Origin of the sequence: Bacillus sp. ILBB4, assembly GCF_035064545.1 — a bacterium.
Classification (GTDB): domain Bacteria; phylum Bacillota; class Bacilli; order Bacillales; family Bacillaceae_H; genus Priestia.
The window spans coordinates 1-23,142 of record NZ_JAIQVD010000021.1 but is presented as its reverse complement, the minus strand read 5'-3'; the positions used below and the strand labels follow the sequence as shown (position 1 = coordinate 23,142).

Annotated in this window: 18 protein-coding genes and 1 pseudogene; 8 read left to right on the top strand and 11 right to left on the bottom strand. The window is 34.1% G+C overall.

The window, feature by feature from the left end; translation table 11 throughout:
- The first annotated feature begins 459 nt into the window (after positions 1-459).
- Positions 460-1,887 carry an alanine/glycine:cation symporter family protein gene (locus LAV82_RS30400; protein WP_499717571.1) on the top strand — a complete coding sequence of 476 codons (1,428 nt, stop codon included), beginning with the start codon at positions 460-462 and terminating at the stop codon, positions 1,885-1,887.
- Between the two features lie 423 nt (positions 1,888-2,310).
- On the opposite strand, the gene LAV82_RS30395 is transcribed toward LAV82_RS30400, so the two are convergent.
- Complete coding sequence (locus LAV82_RS30395) at positions 2,311-2,598, bottom strand: hypothetical protein (RefSeq protein ID WP_211080204.1); 288 nt, start codon at positions 2,596-2,598, stop codon at positions 2,311-2,313.
- Positions 2,599-3,158: 560 nt separating this feature from the next.
- A complete protein-coding gene (locus LAV82_RS30390; RefSeq protein ID WP_499717570.1) occupies positions 3,159-3,842 on the bottom strand; it encodes a DUF421 domain-containing protein in 684 nt (227 codons plus the stop codon).
- A gap of 769 nt (positions 3,843-4,611) precedes the next feature.
- Between LAV82_RS30390 and LAV82_RS30385 the strand changes: the two genes are divergently transcribed.
- A complete protein-coding gene (locus LAV82_RS30385) occupies positions 4,612-5,103 on the top strand; it encodes a hypothetical protein (protein WP_499717569.1) in 492 nt (163 codons plus the stop codon).
- Positions 5,104-5,397: 294 nt separating this feature from the next.
- Here the strand turns inward: LAV82_RS30385 and LAV82_RS30380 are convergent, their stop codons facing one another.
- Positions 5,398-5,649: a hypothetical protein gene (locus LAV82_RS30380; RefSeq protein ID WP_499717568.1), complete on the bottom strand. Its 252-nt coding sequence runs from the start codon at positions 5,647-5,649 to the stop codon at positions 5,398-5,400.
- A gap of 1,161 nt (positions 5,650-6,810) precedes the next feature.
- Between LAV82_RS30380 and LAV82_RS30375 the strand changes: the two genes are divergently transcribed.
- Positions 6,811-7,008, top strand: a complete 198-nt coding sequence (locus LAV82_RS30375) for an IDEAL domain-containing protein (protein ID WP_098757554.1) — start codon at positions 6,811-6,813, stop codon at positions 7,006-7,008.
- A 173-nt stretch (positions 7,009-7,181) separates the two neighbouring features.
- Here the strand turns inward: LAV82_RS30375 and LAV82_RS30370 are convergent, their stop codons facing one another.
- From LAV82_RS30370 to LAV82_RS30355, 4 genes are all read right to left on the bottom strand, one after another.
- Entirely contained in the window at positions 7,182-7,847 is a 666-nt protein-coding gene (locus tag LAV82_RS30370; protein WP_499717567.1) for a DUF2711 family protein, read from the bottom strand.
- Between the two features lie 432 nt (positions 7,848-8,279).
- Positions 8,280-9,353, bottom strand: coding sequence for a Ger(x)C family spore germination protein (locus LAV82_RS30365; protein WP_499717566.1), 1,074 nt, complete (start codon positions 9,351-9,353; stop codon positions 8,280-8,282).
- Positions 9,350-10,474: a GerAB/ArcD/ProY family transporter gene (locus LAV82_RS30360; RefSeq protein ID WP_499717565.1), complete on the bottom strand. Its 1,125-nt coding sequence runs from the start codon at positions 10,472-10,474 to the stop codon at positions 9,350-9,352. Before LAV82_RS30360 ends, LAV82_RS30365 begins: the two co-directional genes overlap by 4 nt.
- Positions 10,475-11,968: a spore germination protein gene (locus LAV82_RS30355; protein WP_499717564.1), complete on the bottom strand. Its 1,494-nt coding sequence runs from the start codon at positions 11,966-11,968 to the stop codon at positions 10,475-10,477.
- Positions 11,969-12,289: 321 nt separating this feature from the next.
- On the opposite strand from LAV82_RS30355, the pseudogene LAV82_RS30350 reads away from it, so the two are divergent.
- From LAV82_RS30350 to LAV82_RS30340, 3 genes and pseudogenes are all read left to right on the top strand, one after another.
- Positions 12,290-12,430: pseudogene (locus tag LAV82_RS30350) on the top strand (antibiotic biosynthesis monooxygenase); the annotation flags it as partial.
- A gap of 225 nt (positions 12,431-12,655) precedes the next feature.
- Entirely contained in the window at positions 12,656-12,808 is a 153-nt protein-coding gene (locus tag LAV82_RS30345) for a ribbon-helix-helix domain-containing protein (RefSeq protein ID WP_211079404.1), read from the top strand.
- Positions 12,809-13,128: 320 nt separating this feature from the next.
- The gene (locus tag LAV82_RS30340) at positions 13,129-13,962 is read left to right on the top strand and encodes a DUF8832 domain-containing protein (protein WP_499717563.1); all 834 of its coding nucleotides are present in this window, start codon (positions 13,129-13,131) and stop codon (positions 13,960-13,962) included.
- 243 nt (positions 13,963-14,205) lie between these two features.
- Here LAV82_RS30340 and LAV82_RS30335 read toward each other — a convergent pair whose 3' ends face one another.
- The 3 genes from LAV82_RS30335 to LAV82_RS30325 are packed head-to-tail and all read right to left on the bottom strand — an operon-like array spanning position 14,206 to position 17,606.
- Entirely contained in the window at positions 14,206-15,558 is a 1,353-nt protein-coding gene (locus LAV82_RS30335) for a sensor histidine kinase (protein WP_211080252.1), read from the bottom strand.
- Positions 15,536-16,255, bottom strand: coding sequence for a response regulator transcription factor (locus LAV82_RS30330; RefSeq protein WP_499717562.1), 720 nt, complete (start codon positions 16,253-16,255; stop codon positions 15,536-15,538). The genes LAV82_RS30335 and LAV82_RS30330 overlap by 23 nt, the downstream gene beginning before the upstream one ends.
- A gap of 58 nt (positions 16,256-16,313) precedes the next feature.
- A complete protein-coding gene (locus tag LAV82_RS30325) occupies positions 16,314-17,606 on the bottom strand; it encodes a VTT domain-containing protein (protein WP_499717561.1) in 1,293 nt (430 codons plus the stop codon).
- Between the two features lie 480 nt (positions 17,607-18,086).
- Here LAV82_RS30325 and LAV82_RS30320 point away from each other — a divergent pair, with 480 nt between their 5' ends.
- Complete coding sequence (locus LAV82_RS30320; RefSeq protein ID WP_499717560.1) at positions 18,087-21,206, top strand: efflux RND transporter permease subunit; 3,120 nt, start codon at positions 18,087-18,089, stop codon at positions 21,204-21,206.
- 100 nt (positions 21,207-21,306) lie between these two features.
- On the opposite strand, the gene LAV82_RS30315 is transcribed toward LAV82_RS30320, so the two are convergent.
- The gene (locus tag LAV82_RS30315) at positions 21,307-21,528 is read right to left on the bottom strand and encodes a hypothetical protein (protein WP_211080254.1); all 222 of its coding nucleotides are present in this window, start codon (positions 21,526-21,528) and stop codon (positions 21,307-21,309) included.
- Positions 21,529-22,087: 559 nt separating this feature from the next.
- On the opposite strand from LAV82_RS30315, the gene LAV82_RS30310 reads away from it, so the two are divergent.
- Complete coding sequence (locus LAV82_RS30310) at positions 22,088-22,933, top strand: STAS domain-containing protein (protein ID WP_211080253.1); 846 nt, start codon at positions 22,088-22,090, stop codon at positions 22,931-22,933.
- Positions 22,934-23,142 lie beyond the last annotated feature (209 nt).

Genomic DNA, 23,142 nt, shown 5'->3' with positions numbered 1-23,142 from the left:
TACCTAATTGACTATGTTCATTTTTTAAAATAAAACATACAAAACAGATCATATGTGGTAGAATTTAATTATTCTGAAAATTAATTTTAACAACTGTTCAAAGGAGGCATGGTGGAACATGTTTCTTTGTCTATGGGCAGTTGGTTTTTTCTATTTACATTCTATTGAATTTTATTTATACTATCTTTACCTTACTGTAACGGAAATTATAGTGGGTGATTCTAACTACAAAAAGAGCCTTCTCATTCTTTGAGAAGGCTCTTTTTATTCTTAGAATATTAGCATAGCAACTAGAACTTCTGCTAAATTTGTATAAATAGCAAGTATGTAATCACTTACATAGAGATTAATTATATGTAAAAAATATTTGTTAATTCCACATTTTATCTAGTTTACAAAACAATAGTTTTAACATTATAATCTTTATAATCTAAAAATTTTTACAACGAGGAGAAAAACATGACAGAATTTATTGCAATGCTTAATGATTACTTATGGTCCAAACTAATTGTTATCTTTTTGGTCGCAATTGGGCTTTTCTTAACAATTAGGTTTGGCTTTTTACAAATAAAGTTCTTACCTGAAATGGTACGTCTATTAGGAGATGGACGTAAAAATAAAGATAAGAAGAGTGTGTCTTCTTTACAAGCATTCATGATTGGTATGGCTGCTCGTATTGGTACGGGTAATATCGCTGGAGTAGCAACAGCAGTTGCATTAGGAGGTCCCGGCGCAGTATTTTGGATGTGGGTTATCGCTTTAATTGGTTCAGCTTCAGCTTTTGTAGAAAGTACGTTAGCTCAAGTTTATAAAGTGAAAGACGGAGATGCTTGGCGAGGTGGACCTGCTTATTATATGGAAAAAGGGCTAGGGAAAAGAAAGCTAGGTATTGCTTTCAGTATCTTAATCACACTATCTTTTGGTCTTATCTTTAATGCTGTTCAAGCGAATACGATTGCTGCATCCATTAACAATGAGTTTGGAATAAATACGACAATGACTGGGATCATCCTTACCGTTATTACAGCTCTCATTATATTTGGTGGCGTACATTCAGTAGCTAAGTTTTCTACAATTTTAGTACCGATTAAAGCAGGCGCTTATATTTTGTTATCGCTATGGATTATGATTGCAAACTATCACGTGCTTCCTAGTGTGTTTAGTGCTATTTTTTCAGAAGGTCTATTCTCATTCAAACAATTGTTTAGTGGAGTAATGGGTGCGGCTGTACTTCAGGGTATCCGTCGAGGATTATTTTCTAATGAAGCAGGAATGGGTTCTGCACCGAATGCAGCAGCAGCAGCTGATGTTACTCATCCAGCAAAACAGGGCTTTATTCAAGCTTTAGGCGTTATCATCGATACATTTGTTATTTGTTCATCTACAGTAATGATTGTGTTAGTTTCTGGTGTATATAAAACTTCTGAGTTAACAGGTATTCCATTAACGCAAGAATCTTTACGTGTAGGACTTGGTGGATTTGCCGCAACGTTCGTATCTATATCTGTCTTCTTATTTGCATTGAGTACAATTATGGGGAACTATTACTACGGTGAGTCAAACATTAGTTTTATGAAACATAGCAAGAAAACAATCTTATTTTATCGTTTTGGAGTCATTTTAATGGTCCTATTTGGGGCATTATATAGCGCTGAGTTAGTTTGGTCTCTTGCAGATATCTTTATGGGACTAATGGTTCTCATTAATTTATATGCCATTACTCGTTTATCTAAAGTAGCTAAAGCAGTATTAAAAGATTATATAGCTCAAAAGAAACAAGGGAAAGATCCAGTGTTTCACGCAGATAGTCTCTCACACTTACCAGGCCGTGAAACGTTAGAAGCTTGGAATGAGGAAGAAAAATCTCCGAAACAAATCGTGAGTTAAATCACTAAGAATGCTATCAATAGTATATTCTTAACACACTAACTATCAATTAAAAAAGCTACTTCACATAGTAGCTTTTTTAAATTTAACTTCTTAAAGAGTTTGAAATTAAATTTTTATGATTGGGTAATCCATGATCAGCAGATCTTAAAGCAACTGTTATATGTCTTTTAAAACAACATAATTATTTCTTATAAGAGGTATTATATTAACTAACTTTGTATACTTTATACAGCCTAAAAACAGAAAAACTCCCCCAATGCGTTAAGGGAGTTTTTCTGTTTTTAGGAGTTAGCTAAGTGATGATTCATCCATCTTGAGTAGTTTGTTCAAGTTATCAATAACTTATGTATCCAAAAGAAAAAACCACCTGATGTGAATAGGATAAGTCATTAGTCTCGGATAGCATAAAAAAAAGCCAGTTTATTGCGCTAACTGTAACATATTGTCCTTTATTGGCTTAAAACTGTTGAGATAGATCTTTTCTTGAACATACTTAAAGTAATACCCAAGTTCATCTTGGTAGATTTTACGAGTGAAGAATCTTTCAAGTGTAGTGTTCTTAGCACAGCCAAAAAGGTATTCTTCTGTATCAGAATAAAAGATGTCAATAGCGTAAATAGAAAATTCATAAACATATGGAAAGGTGTACATAGCAAACTTACTAGTAATACCTTGCTCATATCTCTTGATGTGCTCTGTTTTTTTCATAATATTTTAACTCCCTTGACTAAGCATAATAGTACTCTGGAGAGTAATTCATTGTTTTTATATAAAATAAAATGAAGGACAACAAATAACCAAATCGTCCCTCCAAAGCAGAAAAAGAACCAAACAGGTTGCATATACAAGATTTGGTCATTAATCAATAGTATACGATGAGAACGATGTCCTACAACCTTTGATACCCATATATATAGAAAATGAAACATCTTATAGTACTACCGACACGTTGTTGATAAAAAAAGGCTTCGTCCCGTAATAAAAACACGAAATGATGCTTTTTTATTAACTATTTTCCAACTTATAACTTTTAAATTTATAACTACGAATGCTTGTCAAATCTACAAAACTCTTGTAGGAATACGTTATCGCAACAAGCGTCCACACTTGGACTTTATTCTAAAGTTTTTCAATATCTGCATTATGCATTCTCACGCATTCTTAACGCACATATTTTCTGGTGCTGCTCAGATAAATTTTCATAAGGTAAACATTAGAAAAAAAAAGTGAGCTTCAACATGTTTCTTTATCTTTTAATATAATATGAGCTAATGATCCTGTCTTTTATCGATATATAAAGTGCCATCACTTTGTATTTCGCCATAAAATACATCCTGTAAGCTTACTCCTGCCTGATGCAATTGCTTTTCTAACCAGTTTTGGTTTAAATCCAGTTCTTCTAAATTGCGGGTAACAACTTTACTATCAACAATAATTTCCGTAGGCACATACAAAGGTTTCACAGCTTCTACCTTTAAATTTTTTTTGGTAACATTCTGTTGATCCACTTTTTTTAAAACGGACAGCTGTCCATCTGGTTCTAATACAGCATAGTCTACCTCTTGAGTCGAAAAAATGTTTTTTTCTCGCAATAACATACTAAGATCATCCATGTTTAATCTTAATCCAGCCAATGTTTTCTCTAAGATTCTGCCATTTTTGATGACAATTGTAGGTTGGCCATCAAGTAATATACGAGCTTTTGGAGACTTTAAATTGATATAGCTTACTAGAACAGTGAGCAGCGACCAACAAACCATACTAACGAAACCATCGCTCATGTCAATACTTCTATCAATCGTAATGGAAGCAGCGACAGCACCAATTGTGATTCCTGTAATATAGTTAAAATAAGTTAACTGACTTACTTGTTTTTTCCCCATAATACGAGTCATCAATAGTAAAACACTAAAAGAAATGATTACCCTGCCTATAACTTCAATAAAATTCATTGAATATTGCCTCCAATCTGGTCGTAACAGGAATAAAATGTTCCCCTTTTGTATATTCAAATTTATTACTTAATTTAGTGATTTAATTAAAATATACTATTAAGTATTTAATGTGTTTTTAGTATGTGTTAATACAGATAAATTATATAAGACACCTAAGTATAAGCTATGTATAGAGGCGAATTTTATCCACTGTTATACATAACTACATGTTGTCTTACAATAACTTATGTATTATAAGAAAACCCCCCCTGATTTGTTGAGAGTTCTGCAATGGTTATGTGCATTGTTCAAAAGCTGGAAAGAGAAGGAGTAGTATACTATTGGTAACTGGTAATCGGTTATACTTACTTAGTAAGATATGTGAAAAGTATGAAGATCTTAGGAATTAAACCATCCTGTAGATAAAGAAAATGTGGTATAATTAAGTTCATAAATTTAGTTACATGTATTATGTTTTTCGCCCTCTACTGTCCTCATTGTAGAGGGTTTTTATATTTACTTATCTTGTGTATGACGAATGCAACATAGTTAGGAACCGCAGATATATATGGTAAAAAAGATGTATACGATATACAGCTTAAAAACAGAAAAAACAACTGGGTCCGGCCAGTTGTTTTTTTGCTTTTTAGGAATTAGCTATAGAGTGATGATTCATCAATCGTGAGTAGTTTGTTCAAGTTTTTATATGTTATTCGTATAAAGAATTCATCAATTCAAAAGAACAGGTAATAATATGTTTAACAATACAATTTAAGGAAGGTATTTTATGTATAAATACAATAAGAAAAAGACATTTTCTTTAGCTATGATAATAATTCCTTGGTTAACTGTTCCTTTTATGGGGAAGAAATCATTTCTTAGATTTTTACCTGTCGCAAGTTTTATTAATTTATTCTTAAGCGTATTTAGTCTTACAGCTAATAAGAAAAAATGGTGGATAAATAAAAATCCTCTTTCTCCTGGTTTTGTTGATTTCTCGTACATATTAGGGCCCTATTATGTAGCTACACTATGGATATTTAAACTAACATATGGAAATTTACCAAAATACTTGATTACCAATATGATGTTAGATTTAGTTAACGCTTTTCCTTTTGGCTCTATTTGGGAAAAGGTTGGAATATTTAAATTTCAAAAAATGAAACATGTCACATGGTATTTTATATGTGTAGGCCTTTCAGTTTTTATTTACGGGTTTCAATACCTAGTAGAACAGTCGATTATTAAGGAAACAAGTAGGTCTCAATGCAAGCAGTAAGGACTGTTCACTTAATTATTGGTCTTGTCCTATATTGAATTACACTATTTATTTACATTAAACTCATTGTATTATTAAGCTGATTGTTGTCTTACTTTAAATAAATAGTTAAGAGGATCTTTATTGAAGATCCTTTTTTCAGTACTTATAAAAAGTTTTATGTTAACTAAAATTGATCCTAGAAAGCCAACTTTATTAGAAATGAGGATAGTTTGGTTGTTCTTAGGTGCTAGAAGCTAAAATGTCTAATCCATAATATTAACTATATAGATTTTTCTTCATTAACAAAAATAGTTACCATGCATTAGTAAAACCACCTATAGCTATGGCAATCACTATTAGACCTATGGCCATGTAAAAAAAGGGTCCCCTTCCTTTCCACTCTAAATAGGTAGTGTAACTATTAAAAACGAGCGATGACCCTAACAAAACAAGGCCAAATGACTTCAAGTAAAGTGAATGTTGAAAGTAAGAAACGATAGCTAGAATCGCTCCCACTACAGCCAAAAGCACATAAAATAATTTCAATACTTTAAGATATGTCATGCATTTCCCCCTTTTGCATCAACCGTATCCTATCCTCTGTTACCCAGCATATGTTTGTCCCATATGAATTTAGGTCTAATTTCTAAAAATAATCAAATAAACATTTGAATATTTTTAGGGATTGGCGCCACCTCTAGTTCTAGGTGTGGCTATTAATATTTAATTTCACTATCTATAAGATACATTAGGCAAAATTACTCGTAATAAATTGTGCTTAATAAAAAAGAACCCCTTGCCCATGTAGACAAAGGGTTTTCAAATTTATTGGAATAGGGGGAATACATTATTAGTCTGGCCAGATTTGTAGATTCATATACATATATCGTTAAAAATAAATGTTGTCCTTAACTATATTTATAGCAAATAACCTAGTTTATGTTTTATTGCTTGTTAAGTAAATACTAAATTACTTTATTTATTATTAAAGTTTTATCTTTTAAACTAACTGATAACAAATAAGAAGTCATTCTCTCTCTATATATAAATTGTATAATCTTATAGAAAATAATACGAGGTTAAAAGGAACAAAAATTTTTAAGTAAGTTTAATTTAATGTTATTAATAAAAGTAATAGTTAACGTATGTTATTAAAAATAAAGTTAACTATTACATATTTTGTAGAAAAATGATCCATTTGTCGTCATTAACAGTAAAAGATAAAACTATTATTTTTATAAGTAAGTTTATTTATTTACTTCTTTATATAAAAGAAATTGATTTTTTATATTAAAATAAATTCACCTTATTAAAAACACATTAATTCTTAATGCTTATAAGTTTCATGTTGAAATAAAGTGAATAAAACAATTTCTTAAAAGAGAAGTAAAACATAAATTGGTATAGGATATGAAGGGGAAATTTTCATTTGTCGTCAAATATATTTAAGTAATCACACATTGACCTTCAAAAATTAGTTTTTTTCTTTTCCTAATAAACAAAAGAAACTAATTAATATCATTTCTCTTTGATCGATTAGTTATTAATGGTGGAGTGATATCTTTTTCTTATCTAATTGAAGACATATGAAAGAAATCTAAAAGGAAATAGGGCTTAATCATGCATATTATTCTATGTCTCAATTCATCTATCAACCTTGCATAAAAAGAGTGCAAAAGGGAATACTGTTTGCAAAAGAGAAAAAGATAAAGGAGTTGACGTTTTATGGAAAATAATACACTTAACGGAATGGATCGAGTTGATCCCAATTTACGTGATGAAATGTTGGCTGAATTGTTTCTGGATCAAATGATAAATAACTTCAAAAAAAGTAAGATTCTTGAGGGAATTGATCAGTCCTTAAAAAATAACGATAAAGAAGCTTTTTTCCGGTTAACAAAGGATCTTAAATCCGTGTCTTAATAAAAACAATGCACTATAGAAGTAACTCGTCAAAAGAAGGCTTTAACTTATTAAGAAAAGTCCTCTCGTGGCGAGTTTTCTTTTTCGAACCATTATCAAATTTCCCTTTGTGCATTTTACTAATACTCCCACTATACACGTTAGGTTTACATAAGGGATTTTATCGGTACCTATTAAATAAACGAATTAAGGTATGTTTCTTTATCACATATGAAAGCTTCAAGGTTTAGAGACTTAATTGTATCCTCAATATTTGTATCTTTAGCTAAAAGCAATGTTATAAACGAATCATAGATCCCCATAAATGCAAAATCTATATTTTCATCTGTGATAATTGACTCGTTAGGAGATAAGTTAGCTATTTCTAAAGGTGACATATCATTGACTTTAAATGAACCGTTTGTGTCGTGAATAGGTTCAGAAAAATATAAAGTATTTGCCCCTTTTGAACAGAGGATCTCTACTAAACTATTTAGTATAAACAACGATGTACGATCTTCTTCGGGGTAATAAAAATCTGGATTAGACTTAACATAAGGAGCTAATTTTTTATATTCATCACTAGGCACACCAGTAAGGTGTTGCAACGCTCTGAATAGTTCCTTGTAGGATTTTAAATTACATTTGGCCATTACTTCTTTCCATGATATTGGTTCTCCAAGTTTAAGCATTTCCTCATCACTAGGATATATATGCTGATAAGGATTTTCTCTCTTTGGTTTATCCCAACCAGAGGGCATTTGAATAAAAGGGTGGAATAGCATAGCAGCAGAATTAAAGTCATTAGATAATTGGGACAAAATAGGTAAATCTCCATCGATCCATATATAATCCAACAAAACGAGACATCTCCTTTGAATATACTTAGTTACGTACATTTTATATACAGAGAACAGTAATTTCTAGTCAACATAATCAACATTATCGGCAATCGTATACTTCTTAATAGCTTTTAGAATAGTTACAACCTCTTGGGAACATTAATTTTTATGGAGGAGATTGTAATGACTAACAACTAACAAACAAAACTTCAGCAGGAATAAATGTTGCAAAAATAAAACAACAAAATAGATATAACAACACTTTAAGAAAGGGACTACTTGTAGATATAGAGGTAGCGATTAAAGTAGCTTCACTTATCTTCTTGTTTTACTTTTCTATCCTAATTACGTCCTTATTTTAGAATATTAGTATCAGAGATTACTTGCCAGTATCTTAGGATTTTTGCAGTAGAATCCAAAAAAGTCTACTTTTCAAGTAGACTTTTTCATTTAAGTGGATAAAGGTTCCAGTTCAAAATCACAGTCAACTTTTATTTTTGCACTTTCCCAGAACTTTATCCAGTCTTCTTCTGACATGGGCTTTGAAGCGGGTGCCATCGTCTGTCCACCTATTTCAAGGGGATCCACTTTCAATTTCTGCAATTTTTTCAGCAGTGAAACGGTTCCCTCTTCCATATAGCCTTCGATCTCATCGACTAATTCGTAAATGCTGGCCTGCCTGTTCAGGTCTTTGGTGCCTCGGTATTCATCGATTCTGCCTCTATAATGAACCTTAAATGAAACGGTATGGTCATTTAGATTTACATGTGTCGTAACATGTGAACGGACTTCCCCCAGAGAGACGTCAAATGGTGTAATGATCATATTCTTAAGAAAATGATAGTTGTTAAGAAGCTGAAAAAATTGGTCTTGATACTTATCAGAACGACCTTTTAACTTTCCATTTCCGAAAAATCCAGTGCCCTCATAGCTAAAATTATCTTTATCCACCTTAAATACCGGAACGTACGGATCTGAATAAGGAGAATACATTTTTTCCATAAATTCATGAATATTTGTAACCGTAATTTCTCCCTGTTGCCCCTTTTCGTAATGCTTAAACATCCTGTATAGATAGTAATCCAGATCTTTTTGCTGCTGCATACGATTCTTGATAAATGCTTCGAAATCACCTTTAAATACTACGACATAAAGCCGCGGAGATACGTCTGGATCGGTTAATAACGTGTCAATCAATGATACAATTCCATTTCTGGCAACCTTTTCATCAATAAACAGCATACGGAGCTGCCCGAGCTTAATTTCCCGGTAATATTTCAAATTAAAGCTCCTTCTTCCCTGTTCTAACAGTGTGACATTGGTGGAAAAAAATTGTTTATCTTCCTTCATGACAGGAGGAACCAATGTAGAGACTTTTAATTTACCTTTTTCTCCTCTCGCTCCAATGGACAAAAAGGTCACAGGCGCAATTTCTTCAACTATATTGTTATTTGTAAAAGGAGAACAGCCAGTTAAAAGACATATACTACTTAATATAAGCATAAATGAAGTGAGTGCCCTCATAGATTGGAACGCCTCCCCTTTATCTTAGTGACAGCCAGGAGAAGAGATGGAATTAGTAAATAAGTAAAGGCACCAGACCATAATTGCACGTTTGTCCAGCGGTTTAGTTCTTTTCCTTCTCTCCAATAGAACAGCTGAATTAAAAACACACCTGCCAGGACAAGTAAGCACACAGCGTAAAAACCTTTACGTGTAGTTTCTTTATACTGAGTTCCTGCAGAAATGCGTATGGCACCATATAAACAAAGCAGCAAAACGGATATAAAGAAAACATAGTGAAACATTTGCAGGGAAATCATGATAATTTCCACTCTCTCAAAAACAGGAGACTGAAGGTACCTGATCATATTAACTACCGGAAAACCTATTTTCCCCAGGTAAGTGGTTCCGAAAAAGAACAGACATGCCAAGAAAAGCAGCAAATACTCTAAAATAGAAATCGCATTTGCCATCGATAAATATCTCAGCATGTTTTGCTTGGAATTTATCCAAGGTAGCACCAGAATTAAGTACTCCGGTCCTGATAAAGAGGACCAGACCATTAATATACCTTTCCAGGGTTTATGTGACCAATCTGTTGGGATTAAAGGATATAGATCATGCATCTCAGCTTCAGGAGGAAAGAAATACGGAATATAAAGCAGGATGATCCAAAAGGTACATAGGAAAGCAATCATGCCAAAGCGCAGTGTTTTTTCCATCCCCTGACTGGCAATATAGATGCTTATCAGCATAATAAACAAGATCATCCATGGCAGCTGCATAACAGGAAAAATAAATTGATGGACGATTTCAGCATACCCCAGAATAATCGTACTCATCTTTATAAAAATGACCGCAATCCCGGCAAAGACTATTATACGAAGTGTCCTCCGGCCTAAAAGATCAGCGAATCCATGGTACCCCTGCTGTGTATATTTAGAAGACAGGCACTTTGATAAAATAAACAAGTTAATCTGAGATAGGATTCCTACTACCAGTATCCCGAATAATAAATACGGCCTCTCTAAAAACTTTGGCAAAAATAATATAAAATAGAGCATTTGTGAACGGTTAGCGAATGCAATAATATATCCCTTTCCAAGCTGAGCAGTCTTATCAAATAATATAAAATCCCCCATCTAGTGATCATCTCCTCGGTTGTATCTCCATTTAAAGAGAGGATGTACATGTGCTGGACGTTTTTTCATCCATGGAATAGGAGCCCGAATGAAGAGATCCATCCAATCTCTCCAATAGAGGGGTGCAACCGGAGCAAAATATGGCTGCTTCAAGCTTGTAAGCCCATTAAGGTGTGCGAGCATATAGATCATTCCAAATACAATTCCCGGAATGCCCAGTAATGATGCTAAAATTAAAAATGCAAATTGAATGAGGGTGTTAGTCTTACTTAACAGATAATTTGGAACTAAAAAAGACGCAATCGCAGCTACACCCACTAAAACAATTAACACCTTGCTTACAAACCCTGCTTCCACTGCTGCCTGACCAATAACAATACCACCGATTGTACCCAGAGTTGCGCTTGTTTTTGTTGGCATCCTCAAACTGGCTTCTTTAATTATTTCCAGAACCAGAAGCATTGATAGCGCTTCCCAAAAGGGGCTAAATGGCAGTTTACTCCTGGATTCTAATAAAACAAACAGAATCTGCAGTGGAATGACCTGATAGTGATGGGTGGTTAATGCAACATACAGAGGGATTAATGTAATAGACGCTAAGTAGCTTACATACCGAAGGCATCGCAGGAAACTGGCAACCAGCCATCTGTGGATATAGTCCTCTGATGATTGAAAGAGATGAAAAAAGGTGATAGGAGCAACTAACGCAAACGGTGTATTTGCCACTAGAATGACGATTTTTCCAAGTCCAAGAGAATAGGCACATTGATCGGGCCGATCTGTCTGCTGAAACTGCGGAAAGACCGAATGGATGTGATCCTCCATAAACGCTGCCAGATTCGACTGTTCAATCACCATATCAAAATTTACTTTGGCAATTTTTTTGCGGGCGATATCTACAATATCTGGATTGGCGATTCCCTCTACATACAGTAATACAACCTTCGCTTTAGTTAGGTACCCAGTAGAAAACTTCTCCGTTTTAAGTTCAGTCACAGGAAGCCTTCTACGAAGCAAAGTGATATTTTGGTCAATCTGTTCGGTGAAGCTGTCCTTAGGACCGTATAAAATGGTTTCTGCTTCCGATTGTTCAATGCTTCTCCCTAAGGGATTTTCAAGTGGAACAGCCCACCAGCGTCCCTTGCCATCATCAAGGAGCACATGCCCCAACATCATCAGCTGCTGCGCTTCATCAAGGCTGGTCAGAGCAGCTGCTTTTGCTGAGATAATGCAGGTATGTATCATATCTTCAGAACAATTTTTTAACGGCTGAATGATGGATTCATTTAACCTTTCCACATCAATTAATGTTCGGATGAAAATAAGAGTTATATTCCGGTCTTTATTAACCCTGTAATCTATCGATTCTCCATCATCCATATTTGAAATTAAGCCCTTAACAGCAGCTATAGATAAATCATTATTTTTTTGAAAAAGCTGGTTGCCGTCGTTATTTTCATGACGGATTGGTTGGCTCTTCTTTTTCCAAAACATATATTTTCTCACCTCAAACCCTTAATAAGTTCTATAAAAATTTTCTTTTTCCTATTATGCTCATTCCGCCTTTTCTTATCCATTTCCACGTTGAAAAAGCGACCCCGTCAATGCGGAGGCGCCCAGTGGTATTTATGTTATTTTTAAAGAATAAAAAACTCATTTAAGAAAGAGAGTTAAAACTGAGTTTATGATCTTTAAGGGAAGCCACAACCTATATATAATAATTCAGTTTAGCGTTTCTTTACATAAAGGTCATATTTATATCTTTCTGTAACCTGTTAAATTAAAGGAATAAAAAACACGAAAAGAGGTGACCAAATGCAGGCATTAGTAAAAACTCCAGAACCGCCGTATTATGCGGTTATTTTTAACTCTCAGCGAACCCCCGAAGATAACGATTACACAAAAATGGCTGATAAAATGGTCGAGCTTGCTTCGCGGCAGCAAGGATTTATTGGGCGGGCAAAAAGGCTACATAAAAAGCCGATTCTTAGTTAACATAAAACATTTTATAGGTACTATATCTACAGTACAAAGACTATTAAAAGAAGTTAATTTACTTTATACACCATAAATGTAATGTTTTAATGATTGATATTCTTGAACTTATCTGACTATTATGAATTAAGATCGCCATCCTTATAAAATTAAGCTTTTTCATTTTAAAAATGGGGGACTATATTTATGCATGAGAAACAGAAAAGACATGCTCAATTTGTACGGCTTCCTGTTGATATTGTAAAAAAGATTGATGAGTATAAAGAATCTAAAACAATGTCTTCTAGAAATGAAGCTATTTTAGAATTAATTAAAAAAGGGTTAAATAAAGCTGATTGATTTCTAAAGAGTAAGATGCTGTTACTAATAAGATTTGCTTTTATGAGCAAACTACACAAGACGCCGGAAGGTATCAAAGAAAGTATGTATAGCACATATTGATAACCAGAAAAATCACTGACGGAAACAGTGATTTTTCGCTTTTTTAGGCTGTATACGGTATTCATTTGTAGTTAACATAATACGGCTTATCGGTAGTTACTTAATCCTGTGTTTGAGTATAGAGGCTATATATGTATAGATAGGTCTGCACAGTTTCTCCACATCTATTTGATATAAATAGTGGACAGCAGTACTTATTACAATGAAAGGGTGTATATATGAAAAAGTTACTATTTGTCGTGGTATCTCTCTTAACTATGATTGCTTTGGTAGCATGTAATAAGGATTCTGAACATAAGCAGATGAAACACGACATGGCAAACATGGACCATAACGATGCTTCAAAAGAAAAACAACAAGTTGCCGTACAAACCGATTGGAAGTTTGAACATTATCCTCAGACTAATACAACCAACCAGTTAACAATCACAATCAAAGATAATAAAGGGAAGCCTATTTCCGAATTTGAGGTAAATCACGAAAAGAAAATGCATCTGATTGTTGCAAGCAAAGACTTGTCAAAATATCAACACATCCATCCTACTTATAAGGGAAAAGGTGTGTTCACAGTACCTGTTACGTTTACTCAGGGAGGATCATTTCAGTTAATTGCTGACTTTGTACCGAAAGGACAATCGGATACGGTTCAAATGCATACGGTTTCTGTTAAGGGAAATACACCAGCTCCTGTTAGCCTTACACCTGATAAGAAATTAGTGAAAACTGTTAATGGGAATCAAGTGTCTCTTAAAATAGATAGCCAGCTAAAAGCGAATCAGGAAACTATGCTAAATTTTCATTTTGAAGACGCTCAAACCAAACAGCCTATTCAGGATTTACAACCATACCTTGGAGCTGTAGGACACGTTGTCATTCTAAATCAAGACGCAACAAAATATCTGCACGTACATCCGATGGATGAAAGGATAAAAGGATCTAATGCTATGTTCCATACAACATTTCCTTCACCTGGCGTCTATAAAATTTGGGGAGAGTTTCAGCGCAGTAACAAAGTCTTTGTAGTTCCATTCGTGGTGGAAGTTAGTAAATAGCTAAAAAAGAATCTGTCTCTGTGAGTTATTGGTCAATTATTCTTTCTGTATAAATTACTTCAGATAAATTAAATCATCCAAAATACATTTATATTACTGTAGGGAACTACCTTTGAGAGACAGTAGTTCCTTCTGTTTTTAGACTGTATAACCTATACATGTTCAGTTAACATAATGTTTTTACCGGAATAGTACATTAAAAATGAAAGCCTCTAGAACTAATTTTTAATTCTAGAGGCTTTTTTAGTTCTTAAGAGAAAAAATGACCTTAATTTCCGTTCCCACATGTTCTTTGCTTTGTATGTTAATTTCTCCTTTATGAAGGCTAACAATATTTTTAGCAATGGCTAATCCCAGTCCACTTCCTCCTGAATCCCGTTTACGTGCCTTGTCTACCCGGTAAAATCGTTCAAAAACATGCGATTGATCCTCTTCTGGTATCCCAATTCCGTAATCTTTTATTCGAAGAACTCCCTTATGTTGATCACTTTCTAAAAAGACTTCAATCGCATCTGTACTGTACTTTATAGCGTTGTCTAGAAAGATAATGATAACCTGTTTCAGCTTCAATTCATCTCCATTAATGAAGATTGACGGGGAATTCTTATGCAAAACAATGGAACGGTCATAAACTTGCTTAAACTGATTGATAAGGACCGTACAGAGAGAAACAAGATCAACTGGTTTCATATCAACAGATTCAGCATCCTCTAATTCAGCTAAACTTAACAAAGTTTTGGTTAAACTTTTCATTCTAGTTGTTTCTAAATAGATAGCCTCAGTTGCTTCTTTAGCTATTTTTTCATCTTGTGTTCCATGTCTTCTAAGAATCGTAATAAAGCTACTAATGATAGTTAGAGGTGTTTTTAATTCATGAGAAGCATCAGAAATAAATTGTCTTTGTTTATCTGAGTTTTCCTCCAGTTTACCAATCATGCGGTTAAATGTAGCTGCCATTTTATACACTTCGTCTTTTGTTTCAGTTTGTATGCTAATTCTCTTCAACGTTCCACTTTGCTCAATATCCTCCATTGTGGAGATCATTGATACAATAGGTTTCATAATGATAGCTGATAACCATCTGCCAGCTAGAAAAGAAAGCAGAACAGAAATAGCTGTAACAGTACCCATTATGGATAAAATAATATCTTTACGGCTTTCTAGTCCAGATAGTCGTTCACTTATTTCTAATGTCCCTACTACTTTTTGATTTTGATGAATAGGTACACGAACTACTAAGTTTTGATGTTCGTGGAAAGGTCTAAGTTCAAAGTCTTTTTCTGACGAAAAGGTGGGAGCTATTTTTTTAGCAAGGGTTTTATCATTACTGACCTGATCAATAGTCTTAGAGTCTGGCCCTATTATACGGATGAAAGAGTGAGTAGACATGTAAGAATTTAAAAGATTTTTGTCTAATGTTAAGGTTTCAGAAATAGGATATTTCTTCAACATTGCATTAGCGTTTTTCGAAACCAAATGTGCTTCCATGTTAACAGTCGTTTTCATGAATAAGAAAAATACAATAGCATTTACAATAAGTAAGCTAAGTAACAGAGAAACAGTAATGAACAGGTTAACTTTGGTGGTGATTTTCATGTTGATCCTTTCTTATCACATATCCTACTCCTCGGATGGTTTGGATTAAAGGGGATGTAGTATCTTCTTCTAGTTTCTTTCTTAAATGCCCGATGAACACATCTACCACATTCGTTTCCCCCTCATAATCATAGCCCCAGACGGTCAAGAGAATATTGTCCCTGCTTAGTACAATATTTTTATTTTTTAATAAATGAACAAGCAAATCATATTCTTTTGGTGTTAATATAATCTGTTTGTTTTGTCTAATTACATCTCTGGTTTCTAAATTCACAGATAAATCTTCTATTGATAAGTGAACATCTTTTTTTTCACTAACATCCTGAACGATAGCTCTATGACGAAGACTATTACGTACTCTAGCTAATACTTCCTCTATTTCAAATGGCTTGGTGATATAATCATTTGCCCCATGATCTAGCCCCATCACTTTATCTAACGTGGTGTCACGAGCTGTCAAAAGAATAATGGGCAAGTAGATGTCTTTTTTTCTAATTCTTCGAAGAACTTCAATTCCATTTAGACCTGGAAGCATAACGTCTAATAAAATCAAATCAATGCTACCATTTAAGGCAGCTTCAAGACCGGATTTTCCTTCGTGCTCAACAAGTACTTGGTATCCTTCATGCTCAAGTTCAATTTGAAGTGCTCGTGCAATCATTACTTCATCTTCAACAATTAAAATACATTTTTTCATTTATATTCTCCTCTTATATCTAATAAAATGAGATCTTTATATTCTAATTTATAATCGTTTATACGCTAATACCTTTCATTAGTCGAAAAATTTCAAGACATAAGACATTCAATCCTAGCCATACTCCACCAAATACATACCCAGCTGCTATATCACTTGGGTATTGTACGCCGAGAAATAAACGGCTAATTGCAATAAGCAACAAAATAAGAACGGCTACTAGTGGTGCTAATGTAGGAATCCATAACCTTCTAGAATGTCGTACCAACATAAACACAGCAAATCCATAAATAACAAAAGCCATTAATGATTGCTCACTTGGAAAGCTGTATGAAAGCTGTTCTATCAACGATTTTCTAACAAGCGAGAAATGATGGAAGATTCGTCTTAGACTTTCTTCATATAGTTCACCGCCACCTACAACCACTACTAGAGATAATAATTCAATTTTTTTATCTCTGCCTTTCCATAAGATCCATAAAAGTGGAAAGAAAATAAATGCAATAAGAACTTCCTTAGATCCTAGCATAAAAAATGTCCACATTGGTATATTCCAATCTTCGTTAAAAAGCGCTGTTATTAATAGACCGGTTATTTTATTAAAATCTCCGAACTCATTTCCGATAAAGTCTTGCGTCATTCCAATCATAAGCAGAATAAACCCTAATGTAACTAACCCTGTAAAGATAAAAACAAGGCCTGCTCGTTTTCGCGTATGAAATACACTTACTATCCACTGAAGAACATTAATTGCGATCCCTTTAATTTTTACTTTGTACTGTTTATAAATATAAATAGATGCAAACAGAATTACAGCCACAATCATTCCAATGATAAAGTACTTCTTAATAGAATTATGGAACTGTTCCCACTGAGGCCCTAATACTTTCCCTAGCATAATAAATGTTGTAACCCACAGAAACGATCCACTATAGGCGTACAGTGCGTACGTACGAAAGGAAAGACGAGTCATTCCTGAAAAATACCCGGTAATATGTCTAATAACCGGAAGAAAATACGCAATAATCAATAGCTTGTTTCCATGTCTACTAAACCACTTTGACATTCTTTCGATTCGTTCTGGTCCCATATGAAATGTTTTTCCGTATTTATTAAAAAAAGGAGTCCCTAACTTATGACCTACCCCATAGGCTATGGTCATGCCAACTACGCTCCCCATACCAGCCGCCAAGATACATCCTATCCAGCTTAAATGTCCTTGAAAAGCAAGAACCCCAGCGTAACCCATGAGGAGTTCGCCTGGTAAAGGAAGCGCAAGAAGTTCTAGCATTAATGCTAGAAACAACACGATATATCCGTACTGATTTATATAAGATGTAATAAAATCCATGGTCTGCCCTTCTTTCTTATTCTGTGTCTGTCTAAAACACAGTCGATAACGTGAATGTGCTTGAATTCGATTGAAATAAGAAGAGTTAAAAGGCTAATTTCACTCTTACTTTTCTTTTAATGTAGCACTATTTATTAAAAAACCTGTCATTTTCATCAATTTTTAATGTTATCTTTAATGATTTTTTAATAACAAACCTTAAACTTAAAACGTCCTATTTGAAAACGCTTCATGAGATTATTACTATTCGTTTTTCTAATCAATAGTTTAAGGAGTTGATAAAAAATCTATGTAACAGAAGGTAAAAATATGGATATGTATGAATCGGCTGAGGAGATTAGTACGATCTAGGATCTTTATAAGTTTGCATTTAGCCTTGTAGAGTATTCACATGATTGAGCAAGTGAGCAGAAAAATCAGATAAGACAGAATTCAGGTAATTTCCCGGTACAAGGATACTAAAGCAGGAGGAGTAAATATATGCTCAAAAAACTCGTAGAAGGAACCATGCAAAGAGCTATCTTAATGATCGTATGTGTCGTTATTATTTTAGCTTGGGGTGGTATTTCAGCTTTTCAAATGCAACGAGATTATCTTCCCGGCATCAATAATACAACACTTACTGTAAGCATGCGTCTACCTATGTATCAAGCTGAACAGGTAAAACAATTGGTTACAGACAAATTGGAAAGTGCTGCAAGAACGACGGATGGGTTACAGGATATTGAAACGAGCTCATACGATGGTGGCTTATTTATGAGTCTCTATTTTCCGATGAATACGGATATGAAGCAAGCAGAAAGCGACGTAAATAAAGCTTTGGCTAACGCCGATATACCACCAACTATTACATCAACGCCCCTTGTTACAAGGGTTACAACCAGTTCTTTTCCTATACTTACGTATAACCTAACAAGTGATAAGTTAGATGAAAACCAATTGAAATCAACCGTTCAACAAGATATCGTCCAACAATTAAAAACAGTTCCTGGAGTATCTGATGTCTCCACATTTGGTGGAGCCAAAGATGGATATGTTTTAACAGTAAGAATGAAAGATTTATCGAAAAACAATCTAACGATGGATGATTTAAATAAAGCACTATCTCTATCCGTTCCATCATTACCTAAAGGAATTGTACTTCAAAATCAGCTATCGATCCCTGTTACCTTTGAGGGATGGAAGCTCGATGAACAGCAAATGAACAACATTAAAATTAAAAATGCGGATGGTAATTCGATCCCTCTTTCAGCAGTTGGAAGCATTTCACATGCATTAAATGATGTGAAAACAGTTGCTAGAATAGATGGCAAACCAAGTGTTCAATTAAATGTCATTAAAACGCCATCTGCCAATATTACAGACGTAGCGCAACATGTAAAAGAAAGAGTACATGGACTGCAGCTTGTTAAAGATGGATCTGTTTCATTAACACCGCAACTAGATCGTGAAAAAGAATTAAACGATTCGTTAAATGGGTTAATTCGAGAAGGCTTACTCGGATGTTTATTCTCCATGGTTTGCGTATTTTTCTTTTTCCGAAATGTACGATCTACATTGCTTATAGCGATTTCGTTGCCAATTTCATTGTTAGCAACAGCTGCTATTTTAAAAACAATGGGCATTACACTTAATATCTTAACCGTTTCAGGACTAATTGTTGCCATGGGACGTATTGTAGATGATTCGATCGTTATTCTTGATAATATGTATCGTAGAAGAGAAAAGTCTCAAAACAAAGCACTACTGCCACTTTTAAGTGCTTCCGTTCATGAAATGATTCCGGCTATTCTTGGCTCAACCCTTACAACGATAGCTGTGTATATTCCCATAGCTTTTGTAGGAGGGATTGTAAGTGCCTCTTATAGTGGGTTTGCGTGGTCTGTTGTCATTGCATTAATCATTTCATTTTTTGTTGCCATGCTGGTCATTCCTACACTTGCTTTTATGGGATGGAAAGGCGCACCTTCTAAACAGAAGGCTGTTTCCCTTGAGCCTATGATGAAACCAGTTTTAACATCGGCACTAAAGCATAAGAAACTCGTGGTGCTCATTTCGGCTTTACTATTTATTTTTGCAGCTGCTTATTCAGCTTTCCTTCCTGTTTCATTCTTACCGAGTGCTAAAACAGGTCAGGTTGCAATTAAAGTAGAGTTGCCTCAAGGAAGTACTTTACAACAAGTAGATGCTGAGGTTCAAAAAGTTGAAAAGAATTTACAAAAGAATTCAAAAGTAGAGTCTTATTCATCAACGTTTGGTGCAGCCAGTACGCCACAAAGTGATGACGTGTTCGACCAAGGCGGTGGTTTTTTACAGAAACCAAATGTAGCCAATCTTTCGGTCGTATTAAAGAATGAGAAAGAAGCAGATGCGGTTATTGCGCAGTTAGGTTCTACTCTTCCAAAACTTTCGAAAAATGTAGCCTATACTGTAACGAGTCAGAACATTTCGGGTGATGATTCGCAAATGAAGATCATGTTTGCCGGTTCTGACCAGGCTACCTTGGACCAAACAGCTGAAAAAGCACGAAAAGAACTATCCACAATAGATGGATTAAGTGTGGACGGGAAAATTGACTTAACAAATGGCCAACCAAAATACAAAATTACGTTTAACCAGCAAGCTATCACTCAAAAAGGAGTTCAGCTTTCTGACATAATGAACGTGATTAATAGATATATGTCACAAACAAAAGACGCAACGCTGGTAGTAGACCATATGAGTCTTCCTGTTGATGTATATGCAGATCAAACATCTTCTGCTCAGCCTAATGTTCAAATGAATACTAGTCCAGAAGATGTGATGAAGTCTCTTGGTAATGAAACGTTCTCTGGTAAGGGTGGAAAAATCGTTAAACTTAATGAGCTAGCATCGATTGTAAAAGACCCAACGTCTTCTACTATTAGCGAACGAAATGGTCAACCGTTTTCTCTAGTAACAGCTCAAATCACATCCAACGATATCAGCAAAGTATCTAAAAAAGTTGATCAGAAACTTCAAGGTATGAATCTTTCAAATGGTGTAACCTATTCGATGGGAGGCATAACAGAACAAGTCAAAAGCATGATTTTTGATATGTCAGTTGCCGTTGCCTTTTCTATCTTATTCGTTTTATTAATTACATCTACACTATTTAAAGGCTGGAGAGCACCGTTATCTGTCTTGCTAAGTATTCCACTTGCATTAAGTGGCGTTGTTATAGCTCTTGTGATTTTTGGTGGAGAATGGAACTTGGCTGCTTTAATTGGAGTACTCATGCTTACAGGAATCGTTGTAACAAATGGAATTGTCTTGATTGATAAAATTGAACGTAACCGTAAAGACGGAATGGATATCCAACAAGCCGTTATTTCTGGTAGTCTCTCTCGAGTTCGTCCAATTTTAATCACAGCTGCTACAACAATCTTAACGTTGTTACCACTCGCTTTCTCGCATCAAGCAGATACGGTAATTTCTCAAACGTTAGGAATAGTAGTAATTGGAGGAATGATTACATCAACTTGTAATAGCTTCCTAGTGATTCCAATCATTTATCAATGGCTGCATAAGAAGCAGGCAAGTAAAGACGTTAATTCGAATAAACTTACTCAACAAATATAGAAACAAGCAAAGGAGCATACAGTAAATTTGTATGCTCCTTTGCTTGTTTTTCGAATATAAAAACTCAGTTAACATAAAACGCATTATAGGTAGTGAAAAATTAATGATAAATAAGGAGTAAAATACCTAAAAAGATTAGTCCTATTGGTAAAAGAACATTACCCATACCTAAAATTGAAGTAGTGAAATCTAAAAGAAAGAAAAATAGACCTCGCTTTTTACCCATCTTTTCGCTGTTCTCTTTATCATTTGTTAAAGAAATTAAAAAAATTATGATTACACTTCCTAAAATAATTAATGCTGCTGAAATAAGATATATCATTTGTCTTCCTTCATCCTGTTAAATTAATTAAAAACCTTATTAATAATATCAAATATTAAACGATTAGAGTCTTTTTTATCTATAACACATACAATCTTAGTTACCATAACCAGTATTATAAGAATCCAAAATAAAAATACACTAACTACCTTCCACATAGTTAGTGTGCCTTTCTTGTCCTTAAAAAGTGAATTCTAAAGACAAAACGCCTTACTTTTCCGTCCCTATATTTTATACATATTATTAATATAAAAGAATTAAATTAGGAATTTTTTTTTGATTTTTGAGCAAACTATTAAGGATGTTTAAAAGCATCAAAATATGCATAGCACATGTTATGAAAGAGAAAAATCACTGTCTCCGTCAATGATTTTTCTCTTTTTTAGGTATGTATTATATACAACTCCAGTTACCATAATGTACTTTATCGGAATTAATGACTTTTGTTACCTTTGGAATCATCCAATTATCTTGTATACTTAATTACGCACTCTTTTTTAAATGATAAAATAGTTAAAACAACTTTTTTAGAGAAGTTAAACCTGGAGGACAGACTACAATGGATAATCTACACTTTCTAGGAGAGAGAATTTTAGAAAAAAAATATGAAATTGCACAAATGGTGCACAGGCATAGAGTGGCTGACCTTAAAGAAGTAAAAGACATTAATCTTCCAGATGAAGAAATTATTGAGCTGAGAGCAAACTTCATCAGCTATTTTGGACGGGCTATCATGGAAAAGCTCGATCAAAAAACAATATTAGATCAAATAGTAAAATGGGGAAAGCAAACAGGAGAATTTGCATCAAATTTAGGGGTTTCTCTTAATGAGGCCTTAGAAGATACAACCTATTATCGAACATTCATATGGCAAATACTTAAAGAAGAAATAAAAAAGCAGAATATGTCTATAGATACAGTATTTGAATTAAGCTCAATTATTGATCCCTTATTAGATAAAGCTGTTTTTGCTTTTAGTTTAACTTATGTAAATATTCATCATGAAACATTAAAAAAAGCAAAGAGTGCTTTCCTTGAATTATCAGTGCCTGTGGTTCCAATCACCAAAGGTATTGCTATTCTACCTCTCATTGGGGAGGTAGATACGGGAAGAGCAACGCTTTTACTAGAAGAAACATTAAAGAAAGCAAATGAACTGAAATTATCAAACATGCTATTCGATCTCTCCGGTGTGATGATTATAGATACCATGGTTGCTCATCAAATTTTTAAAATTGTAGAGGCGTTAGGTCTTCTTGGGGTGAAAACGATATTGATTGGTATCCGTCCTGAAGTTGCTCAAACAATGATCCAACTTGGACTTGATTTTAGTAAAATAACTATAAAAGCAAATCTAGAACAAGCGCTTCTTGATTTAAATTTAACCATAGATTCCTTAGAATAAACGTTCTTATTCAGTCAGTTCGCAGATTTAAAATTCTAGGTATCAATCAAGAAACAACCATCTCTAATAGGTTCTTCTTTGTTAGATAAACAGAAACTACTTAACATAATGGATTTTTCCGGTATACATCATAAAAAAGAACCCCTATGGGAGTAGGGGTTCTAAAAGAGTCACTTTTATAGAATATGCAGCTCTTATACATATGCTTG